This is a genomic window from Pseudomonas sp. 2VD, assembly GCF_005503585.1.
Lineage (GTDB): Bacteria > Pseudomonadota > Gammaproteobacteria > Pseudomonadales > Pseudomonadaceae > Pseudomonas > Pseudomonas aeruginosa.
The window spans coordinates 1-8,996 of the sequence record NZ_SCND01000260.1 but is presented as its reverse complement, the minus strand read 5'-3'; the positions used below and the strand labels follow the sequence as shown (position 1 = coordinate 8,996).

The window sequence follows — 8,996 nt, the reverse complement described above, 5'->3', positions numbered from 1 at the left end:
CTGGCGGCCTGCGCCCAGCAGTGTCCCGCCGCTGCCATCGAGGCGTGCGACGTGCTGTCGACCTGGGCCGGCGTGCGACCGGTGGTCAGCAGCGGCGACGACAGCGGCAAGCCTTCCGACGAGAAACGCGAGCATGTGCTCTGGCGCGAGCCGGGCTGCGTGACCCTGGCCGGCGGCAAGCTGACCACCTTCCGGCCGCTGGCGGTGGAGGTGCTACAAGCCTGCGCGCCGCTGCTCGGGCGCACGGTCACGGACGATGGCGCGGCGGTGTTCGGCGCCTGCGAAGGCCCGCTCATCGACGGGCTCGGCAGCGGCCAGCGACGCCGCCTGGCCGGTCGCTACGGACGCGACCTGGTCCGCCTCAAGCGGCTGGTGGACACCCTCGGAACGGACTGCGTGGGTGCCAGCGAAACGCTCTGGGCCGAACTGGCGTTCGCCGCCGAGGCGGAAATGGTGCTGCATCTCGACGACCTGCTGTTGCGCCGCACCCGCCTCGGCCTGCTGTTGCCCGGAGGCGGCGCGGCATACCTGCCGCGTATCCGCGCACTCTGCCAAGCGCGCCTGGGCTGGGACGACCCGCGCTGGGAACGTGAGCAACAGGCCTATCTGGACCTCTGGCGCCGGCACTACAGCCTGCCCGTCTGACCAGCCGAGACGAGAACGAGATGAACGACAAGAACTATCTGCTGGCGATCGACAATGGCACCCAGAGCGTGCGCGCCCTGCTGTTCGACTTGCAGGGCAACCTGCTGGGCAAGGGCAAGGTGGAGCTGGAGGCCTACTACTCGAAGCATCCGGGCTGGGCCGAACAGGACCCCGAGTACTACTGGGCGATGCTCGGCGAGGCCTGTCGGCGGCTCTGGGACCAGGTGGACATCGATCGCGGGCTCATCCGCGGGGTGTCGCTGACCACCCAGCGCGGTACGGTGATCCACGTCGATGCCGAGGGCAGGCCGTTGCGTCCGGCGATCCTCTGGCTCGACCAGCGCCGGGCGGAGGTCCGCGAGCGCATCAGGGGGCCGTGGGGCTGGCTGTTCAAGCTGGTCGGCGCCGAGGGCGCGGTGGAGCATTTCCGCGCCCAGGCCGAGGTCAACTGGGTGGCCCAGGAGCAGCCGGAGATCGCCGCGAAGACCGACAAGGTGTTGCTGCTTTCCGGCTTTCTCAGCCACCGCCTGACCGGCCGTTTCGTCGATTCGGTGGGGTGCTGCGTAGCCTACCTGCCGTTCGACTACAAGCGCCTGCGCTGGGCCGCGCCGCGCGACTGGAAATGGCAGGCGCTGGCGGTACGCCGCGAGCAGTTGCCGGAGCTGTTCAAGCCGGGCGAGCGGCTCGGCGAGATCAGCGCCGAGGCCAGCCGGCACACCGGCATTCCGCAAGGCCTGCCGTTGATCGCCGCGGGGGCCGACAAGGCCTGCGAGGTGCTCGGCGCAGGTGCGCTGGAGCCCACCATCGCCTGCCTCTCCTACGGCACCACGGCGACCATCAACACCACTCGCGCCCGCTACCTGGAAACCGTGCCGCTGATTCCACCCTATCCGGCGGCGATTCCCGATCATTTCAATACCGAGGTGATGATCTATCGCGGCTACTGGATGGTCAGCTGGTTCAAGCGCGAGTTCGGCTTGCGCGAGATGCAGCAGGCGCGCGAGCAGGGGGTCGAGCCGGAGCAACTGTTCGACGAACTGGTCAACGGCGTGCCGCCCGGCTCGATGGGCCTGACCCTGCAACCCTACTGGTCGCCGGGAATTCGCGAACCGGGACTGGAGGCCAAGGGGGCGATGATCGGTTTCGGCGACGTGCATACCCGGGCACACATCTACCGGGCCATCCTCGAGGGCCTGGCCTATGCCCTGCGCCAGGGCAAGGAGCGCATCGAGAAGCGTTCGGGCACGCCGATCGTGCGCCTGCGCGTGGCCGGCGGCGGCTCGCAGAGCGACGCGGCGATGCAGCTCACCGCCGACATCTTCGGCCTACCGGCCGAGCGCCCGCATGTATACGAGGCGTCCGGCCTGGGTGCGGCGATCGACTGCGCGGTGGGGCTCGGCCTCTATCCGGACGTCGCCAGCGCGGTGGCCGGGATGACCCGCGTCGGCCGGGTTTTCCTGCCCCAGGCGGAGGCCCGGCAGATCTACCAGCGGCTCTATGGCGAGGTCTACCTGCGCATGTATCGCCAGTTGCGCCCGCTCTACCGCAGCATTCGCGAGATTACCGGCTACCCTGCCTGAACCGGGCGCCGCACTTCCGTCCCGGATACGCGGTCAATAGGCAAAGACAAGGCCACGACGAGGGGTTCGGTTCGATGGACAAGGACAAGGTTCTGCTGGTCCTGCATGGCAAGCAGGCGGGCAACGAAGAGGTTCGTGCCGCGGTCGCGGCGCAGCGCGAGGCCGGACGGGCGCTGGCGGTGCGAGTAACCTGGGAGGACGGCGACGCCCGGCGCATCGTCGAGGAGGCGCTGGCGGCCGGCTATGCGACGCTGGTCGCCGGCGGTGGCGACGGCACGCTGCGCGAGGTGGCCGAAGCGCTGGCGCGCGGGCGAGGCGAGGCGAGCCTGGCGATCCTGCCGCTGGGCACCGCCAACGATTTCGCCCGCGCCGCCGGGATTCCCCTGGAACCGGCCGCGGCGCTGGCGCTGCTCGACCAGACGGCGCGGCCGATCGACCTGGGCGAGGTGAACGGCAAGCTGTTCCTCAACATGGCCACTGGCGGCTTCGGTTCGAAGGTCACGGCGAATACCTCGGAGGACCTGAAGAAGGTTCTCGGCGGTGCTGCCTACCTGTTGACCGGGTTGACCCGTTTTTCCGAAGTGCATGCCGCCCAGGGCCGTTTCAGCGCCCCGGACTTCCAGTGGGAAGGCGAGTTCCTCGCCCTGGGCATCGGTAACGGGCGCCAGGCCGGCGGCGGGCACGTACTGTGTCCGCAAGCGCGAGTGGACGACGGCCTGCTGGACGTGAGCATCCTGCCGACGCCGCAGGACATGGTCGGTACCCTGGGCACCCTGCTCGGCGGTGGCAACGGAGTGGAAAGCCTGTTCGTCCGCGCGCGGGTGCCATGGCTGGAAGTGGAGGCGGCGGAAGGTCTCGACGTCAATCTCGACGGCGAGCCGCTGGAAGGACGCAAGCTGCGTTTCTCGGTTTCCCCGGGCGCGCTGCGCGTGCACTTGCCGGCCGGTTCGCCGTTGTTGCGCGAGCCGCCGCGCGAGGACTGAGGGCGGGGCCGACTGATCCGCTGCCTGGAGTGGCGTCTGTGTCTTGTCGGCCTTTCCCGCGACACCGTATAACAGCATCTTTCCACCAAGGATGCTGGTTCCATGTTCCGTCTCTCCGCGCTGTACCGCTATCCGATCAAGTCTTCCGCCGCCGAGTCCCTGGAGCGCGTCGCGCTCGATGCGCTGGGCGTGGTCGGCGACCGACGCTGGATGGCGGTGGACACCGAAACCGGACGTTTCTTCACCCAGCGCCTGCTGCCGCAGCTGGGGCGTATCCAGGCGCGCTGGGCGGCGCCGGAGGTCCTGCGGCTGAATGCGCCGGGGATGTCCGAGCTGAGCCTCGAAGTACCGGCAGCCGACGCCAACCTGCGTGGCGTCACGGTCTGGCGCGATACCTTGCAGGCGCCGGATGCCGGCGACGCCGCAGCGGACTGGCTGACGCGCTTCCTCGGCCGCCCGACGCGCCTGGTGCACATTCCCGAGGCGCGCGCGCGGCAGGTCGATACCGGCTACGCCGAGCCGGGGCAGAAGGTGCATTTCGCCGACGGTTTCCCGCTGCTGCTGATCGGCCAGGCTTCGCTCGACGACCTCAGCCAGCGGGTCGGCCGGCCGTTGGAGATGCTGCGCTTCCGTCCCAACCTGGTGGTGGAAGGCAGCTCCGCGTTCGCCGAGGACGGCTGGAAACGCATCCGCATCGGCTCGGTCGAGTTCGTCGTGGCCAAGCCCTGTTCCCGTTGCATCCTCACCACCCTGGATCCGGCGACCGGCGAGCGCAACGAGGACCGCGAGCCGCTGACGACCCTGAAGACCTACCGGGAAAAGGATGGCGCGGTGCTGTTCGGGCAGAACCTGATTGCGCTGGGACAGGGCGGCCTGGAGGTGGGGATGCCGGTGGAAATCCTCGACTGAGGAACGGTCGCCCGCCGTTGCGGCGGGCGGCCATTGCCGGCGATCAGAGCTTGGCGTCGACGCAACCGGTGCTCAGGCACTCGCGCTCGCGTTCGCGGAGGAAGTCGAGGCGCTGGCGGGTCTTCTCGGTGGCGCAGTCGAGATTGACGAAATAACCGTTGTCCTTGCTTTCGCTGCAGGCCGCGTCGCGCTCCTTGATCCAGGCGATCTGGCTCTTCTTCAGCAGGGCTTTCTGGCCGTCGTTCAGGTGCTTGCGCAGGGTGCCGAACTGCTGGTTCAGCTCGCGGTCGGCCTGGGAAAACTCGCCGCTGCGGCAATACACGCTGTCGAAGGCGTTGCGCGGCGTACCGCAGGCGTCGGCGGCCAGGGCGCCGTCGGCGAGCAGCAGGCTGGAGGCGGCGAGCAGGGCGGTAGCGAGGGGCTTGTTCATCTTGAGGTCCTTTTCAAGGTACTGGAAAGGCCCGGGCGTCCGGGCCGGGTTGGGGGTCAGAGATCGTCGAAGTAGCGTTCGTGCCAGTCGACGATGGGCTGCGGTGCATTGAGCTTCTGCCCGTAGATCACCGCATAGGACAGCACGTTCTGCACGTACTGGCGAGTCTCGTCGAACGGAATGGTCTCGATCCACACGTCGAAGGCCAGGTGGCGGGTATCTTTCAGCCACTGGCGGACGCGGCCCGGACCGGCGTTGTAGGCGGCCGAGGCGAGTACCCGGTTGCCGTTGAACTGGCCATGCACCTGGCTCAGGTAGGCGGCGCCGAGGCGGATGTTGACGTCGGGCACGATCAGTTGCTGGGTCGAGGCCAGCGGGATGCCGAACTTGCGCGAGGTCTCCTTGGCGGTGCCGGGCATCAGCTGCATCAGCCCGGTGGCGCCGACTCCGGAACGGGCATCGGACATGAACGCGCTTTCCTGCCGGGTGATGGCGAAGATCCAGCTGGAGTGCAGGCCGCGGTTCTTCGCTTCGCGCACCAGGGTGGCGCGGTGCGCCATCGGGAAGCGGATGTCCAGGTCGTCCCAGTACTGCGCCTGGCTGATCGAGCGGATCGCCGGGAAATACCACTGCATGTCGTAGGCCAGCCTGGCCTGGGCGATCAGCTCGTCGCGATCGAACAGGCGCGCGGCGTGGTACCACTCGCGGCGGGCGTTGATCACTTCGCCACGGTTGAAGAACTCCATGGCCCGGCGCGTGCTGGCGGCGTTGCGTACGCGTTGCAGGACGCGCGGGTCGATGTGCGCAGGGCGGTTGCCGAGCTTGTACGGCACGCTCAGGCGGTCGGCGGCGAGGAAGCCGTAGAAGTCGCGCTCGCCGGCGAGCTTCTGGTACAGCGCGATCGGCTCCTTGCTGTTCGGCTGTGCCAGTTGCAGGCTGCGTGCCTGCCAATAGCGCCAGCGGCTGGTGGCGGCGAGATCCTGGGGCAGCTTGCGGGTCAGCGCATAGGCTTCGTCCCAGCGGCCCAGGCGCAGCAGCAGGCGGGTGCGCCATTCGGTGACGGTGTTGTCGCGCAGGCCGGGATCGTACTGGGTCATCAGCGGCAGTGCACGCGGATCGAAGCGCTTGGCCAGGCTGAGACCGATCTCGCGGGCGATGGCGACCTTCTCGTCGCTGGAGAAGGGTAGCGCCGAGCTGTAGTAGTCGAGCAGGCTCAGGGCCTTTTCCGGGTCCTGCCGCGCCAGGCGGCGCAGGCCGAGACCGACCACGTCGGCGGTGGCATGGTCGCGCTGGCTGAAGCGGCCGGTCTGGCTCAGCTGGGCGGGGTTCTGCGCCACGCTGACCATCAGCGCGCCCTGGTTGCCGAGGGTCGGCAGGCGCTGCGCGAGGTGCGAGGCGAGGCTGTAGTTGCGCGCTTCGGCGGCCAGCTTGAGGCGTTTCCAGACCTTTTCCTCGGTGAGCTGGCCTTCGCCCTGCCAGAGGCCGAACAGGGTATCGCAGGCAGCCGGCTGCGACTTGCCGACCAGCCACAGGCGTTCGCTGGTGGCGTAACCTTCGGCCTTCTGGCCGTGGCCCAGCTGGTACTGGCCATACAGGCAGTCGAGTTCGGTGAAGTTCAGCTTCGGATCGTAGTAGTTGACGAAGGTCTTCCAGTCGCCGCGATCGGCCAGCAGGCGCAGCCAGCGCAGTTTCAGCCAGCCGATCTGCGGCAGGTCGCCGTGTTCGGTGAGGAAGCGCTCGACCTCCTCGTTGCTGGCGGTCTTCAGCCGGTGGGTCAGCTCGTCGTAGGCCAGGTAGGGTTCCAGCGGGTAATCGCGCAGGGCGCTGCGCGAGGCCATGTAGGGCGCGCTGTTGCCCTTGGCCAGGGCGGCCTTGGCCTGGTCGTAGAGACGGCGTTGTTCGGTCAGGGAAGCGGCGTGGACCGCGTCGACGGAGGAAATACTGAGCAAAAGGCAGGAAACGAGAGTGAACAGGCGACCGCGCATGACTTATCCGGGCAGGTGATGTCGGGTAACGTCGGCAGGTCCGCAACGGCTGCCTACGGGCGTTTCGACCGCTCGCGGGACCGGCGCGCGACCGCTGTCGCGGGGCGCGCCCGAAGCCGGGCGGATGGCTCGCCTAAGCTTAGCCGTTGCGGCATGGCGGTGAAAGCGCCGTGCCTTCCGATGCCTATCCGGCGTAAAATGCGCGCCCTGTTTCCGGAGGCGCCCATGACCCTGCTCAAGTTCACCGATGTATCCCTTGCCTTTGGCACCACTCCCTTGCTGGACAAGGTGTCGTGGCAGATCGGCCGTGGCGAGCGGGTCTGCGTGATCGGACGCAACGGTACCGGCAAGTCCAGCCTGTTCAAGGTGGTCAAGGGCGAACAGCAGGCCGACGACGGCGAAGTCTGGCGCGCACCGGCGCTGAAGATCGGCGAATTGCCCCAGGAACTGCCGCGTGCCGACGAACGGACAGTGTTCGACGTGGTGGCCGAGGGTCTGGCGGAAGTCGGCAAGCTGCTCGCCGAGTACCACCACCTGAGCCTGAACATCCATACCGACGACGACCTGGCGCGCCTCTCGCGGGTCCAGCAGGAACTCGAGGCGCGCGATGGCTGGCGCCTGCAGCAACTGGTGGACAGCACCCTCAGCCGCTTGCAGTTGCCGGCCGACAAGACCCTCGCCGAACTCTCCGGCGGCTGGCGTCGGCGCGTGCTGCTGGCCCAGGCGCTGGTCGCCGAGCCGGACCTGCTGCTGCTGGACGAACCGACCAACCACCTGGACATCGGCGCCATCGCCTGGCTCGAGGAAGCGCTGCTGGGCTTCAACGGCGCGGTGCTGTTCATTACCCACGACCGCGCCTTCCTGCAATCCCTGGCGACCCGCATCCTCGAGCTGGATCGTGGCCACCTGATCGACTGGAACGGCGACTACGCCAGTTTCCTGGTGCACAAGGAACAGCAACTGGCCGCCGAAGAAGCTGCCAACGCATTGTTCGACAAGCGCCTGGCCCAGGAAGAAGTGTGGATCCGCCAGGGCATCAAGGCCCGCCGCACGCGCAACGAAGGGCGGGTTCGGGCACTGAAGGAAATGCGTCGCGAACGCGCCGAGCGCCGCGAGCGCCAGGGCAAGGCCAGCTTCCAGCTGGAAAGCGCGGACAAGTCCGGCAAGCAGGTGATCGTGGTGGAGCACGTCAGCTTCGCCCATCCCGGCGGCCAGCCGCTGGTACGCGACTTCTCCATGGTCCTGCAGCGCGGCGACCGTATCGGCCTGCTCGGCGCCAACGGTACCGGCAAGACCACCTTGCTCAAGCTGCTGCTTGGCGACCTGCAGCCGACCTCGGGCAAGATCGAGGTGGGCACCAAGCTGGAAGTGGCCTACTTCGACCAGTTGCGCCATCAGCTCGAACCCGAGCAGACGGTGATCGACAATATCTCCGAAGGCCGCGAGTTCATCACCATCGACGGCCAGAACCGGCATGTGCTCAGCTATCTCGGCGACTTCCTGTTCAGTCCGCAGCGCGCCCGCACCCCGGTGAAGGCGTTGTCCGGCGGCGAGCGCGCGCGCCTGCTGCTGGCCAAGCTGTTCAGCAAGCCGGCCAACCTGCTGGTGCTCGACGAACCGACCAACGACCTCGACGTGGAAACCCTGGAACTGCTGGAGGAAGTCCTGCTCGGCTTCCAGGGCACCGTGCTGATGGTCAGCCACGATCGGGCCTTCCTCGACAACGTGGTGACCAGCACCCTGGTCTTCGAGGGCGAGGGCAAGGTTCGCGAATTCGTCGGTGGCTACCAGGACTGGCTGCGCCAAGGGGGTACGCCGCGCCTGCTCGGCGTGAGCGAGTCGAAGAGCGGCAAGGCCGAGCTGAATACCCCGTTGGCGCCCGCCGCCGAACCCGTTCCGGCTGCCGCGGCGCCGAGCGAGGCGCCGGCGAAGAAAAAGCTCAGCTACAAGTTGCAGCGCGAGCTGGAAGCCTTGCCCGGGCAGATCGACGCGGTCGAGGCGGAGCTGGCGGGTGTCCAGGAAACCATCGCGCAGCAGGATTTCTATCTGCGCCCGCAGGACGAGCAGCGCGAAACCCTGGCGCGGCTGGACGCGTTGCAGCAGGAACTCGATGCCTTGCTCGAACGCTGGGCCGAACTGGAAGACTGATCCATTTCGAAAAAGTGAGCTGCATCAATGTGATAGCGGCTCATCTCGATGATCCTTGCGGGCCTTGCCGGCGGTGGGTGCAGTCCTCCGTCGGTCCCTCTGGCTGGCGTCATTGACGGGCCGGCCGTCTCCCGAGAAAGGATCAGTCCATGGCAATCGAGTACCGCATCACGCTGGACGACCAGCATCAGCTCAACTATCGCATCGAGCTGGAGCGGCACTACGACCCGCAGGCGGCCTCCGCGGCGCCGCGCTGGACGCGCCTGGAGCACAATCGCTGCAGCAACTGCCCGCTCGATCGCGAACGCTACAGCCA

General features: G+C 67.8%; 8 protein-coding genes. 6 read left to right on the top strand and 2 right to left on the bottom strand.

All coding sequences use genetic code 11. The features are described 5' to 3' along the window. The 4 genes from FFS27_RS23150 to FFS27_RS23135 all read left to right on the top strand — a co-directional run. Nucleotides 1-645, top strand: a 645-nt coding sequence (locus tag FFS27_RS23150) for a glycerol-3-phosphate dehydrogenase C-terminal domain-containing protein (RefSeq protein WP_272483172.1), incomplete at its 5' end; no start/stop codon positions are given. Between the two features lie 20 nt (nucleotides 646-665). Continuing rightward, nucleotides 666-2,225 carry an FGGY-family carbohydrate kinase gene (locus FFS27_RS23145; protein ID WP_003109491.1) on the top strand — a complete coding sequence of 520 codons (1,560 nt, stop codon included), beginning with the start codon at nucleotides 666-668 and terminating at the stop codon, nucleotides 2,223-2,225. Between the two features lie 74 nt (nucleotides 2,226-2,299). Continuing rightward, nucleotides 2,300-3,208 carry a lipid kinase YegS gene (yegS, locus tag FFS27_RS23140; protein WP_003119791.1) on the top strand — a complete coding sequence of 303 codons (909 nt, stop codon included), beginning with the start codon at nucleotides 2,300-2,302 and terminating at the stop codon, nucleotides 3,206-3,208. A 102-nt stretch (nucleotides 3,209-3,310) separates the two neighbouring features. Continuing rightward, nucleotides 3,311-4,117 carry an MOSC domain-containing protein gene (locus FFS27_RS23135; RefSeq protein ID WP_021265008.1) on the top strand — a complete coding sequence of 269 codons (807 nt, stop codon included), beginning with the start codon at nucleotides 3,311-3,313 and terminating at the stop codon, nucleotides 4,115-4,117. 43 nt (nucleotides 4,118-4,160) lie between these two features. Here the strand turns inward: FFS27_RS23135 and FFS27_RS23130 are convergent, their stop codons facing one another. Together FFS27_RS23130 and slt are read right to left on the bottom strand one after the other, a co-directional pair. Beyond that, entirely contained in the window at nucleotides 4,161-4,547 is a 387-nt protein-coding gene (locus tag FFS27_RS23130) for a lysozyme inhibitor LprI family protein (RefSeq protein ID WP_003091225.1), read from the bottom strand. 56 nt (nucleotides 4,548-4,603) lie between these two features. Beyond that, nucleotides 4,604-6,532 carry a lytic transglycosylase Slt gene (slt, locus tag FFS27_RS23125; protein WP_015649145.1) on the bottom strand — a complete coding sequence of 643 codons (1,929 nt, stop codon included), beginning with the start codon at nucleotides 6,530-6,532 and terminating at the stop codon, nucleotides 4,604-4,606. A 225-nt stretch (nucleotides 6,533-6,757) separates the two neighbouring features. Here slt and FFS27_RS23120 point away from each other — a divergent pair, with 225 nt between their 5' ends. Both FFS27_RS23120 and FFS27_RS33715 read left to right on the top strand, forming a co-directional pair. Next, nucleotides 6,758-8,680, top strand: a complete 1,923-nt coding sequence (locus FFS27_RS23120) for an ATP-binding cassette domain-containing protein (protein ID WP_021265007.1) — start codon at nucleotides 6,758-6,760, stop codon at nucleotides 8,678-8,680. A 149-nt stretch (nucleotides 8,681-8,829) separates the two neighbouring features. Next, on the top strand, nucleotides 8,830-8,996 hold a 167-nt coding region (locus tag FFS27_RS33715; protein WP_442962188.1), incomplete at its 3' end, for a DUF6901 family protein.

Coding starts and splice junctions, on each gene's coding strand:
- FFS27_RS23145 (WP_003109491.1), top strand. CDS start 666: ATGAACGACAAGAACTATCTGCTGGCGATCGACAATGGCACCCAGAGC.
- slt (WP_015649145.1), bottom strand. CDS start 6,532: ATGCGCGGTCGCCTGTTCACTCTCGTTTCCTGCCTTTTGCTCAGTATT.
- FFS27_RS23135 (WP_021265008.1), top strand. CDS start 3,311: ATGTTCCGTCTCTCCGCGCTGTACCGCTATCCGATCAAGTCTTCCGCC.
- FFS27_RS23120 (WP_021265007.1), top strand. CDS start 6,758: ATGACCCTGCTCAAGTTCACCGATGTATCCCTTGCCTTTGGCACCACT.
- FFS27_RS23130 (WP_003091225.1), bottom strand. CDS start 4,547: ATGAACAAGCCCCTCGCTACCGCCCTGCTCGCCGCCTCCAGCCTGCTG.
- yegS (WP_003119791.1), top strand. CDS start 2,300: ATGGACAAGGACAAGGTTCTGCTGGTCCTGCATGGCAAGCAGGCGGGC.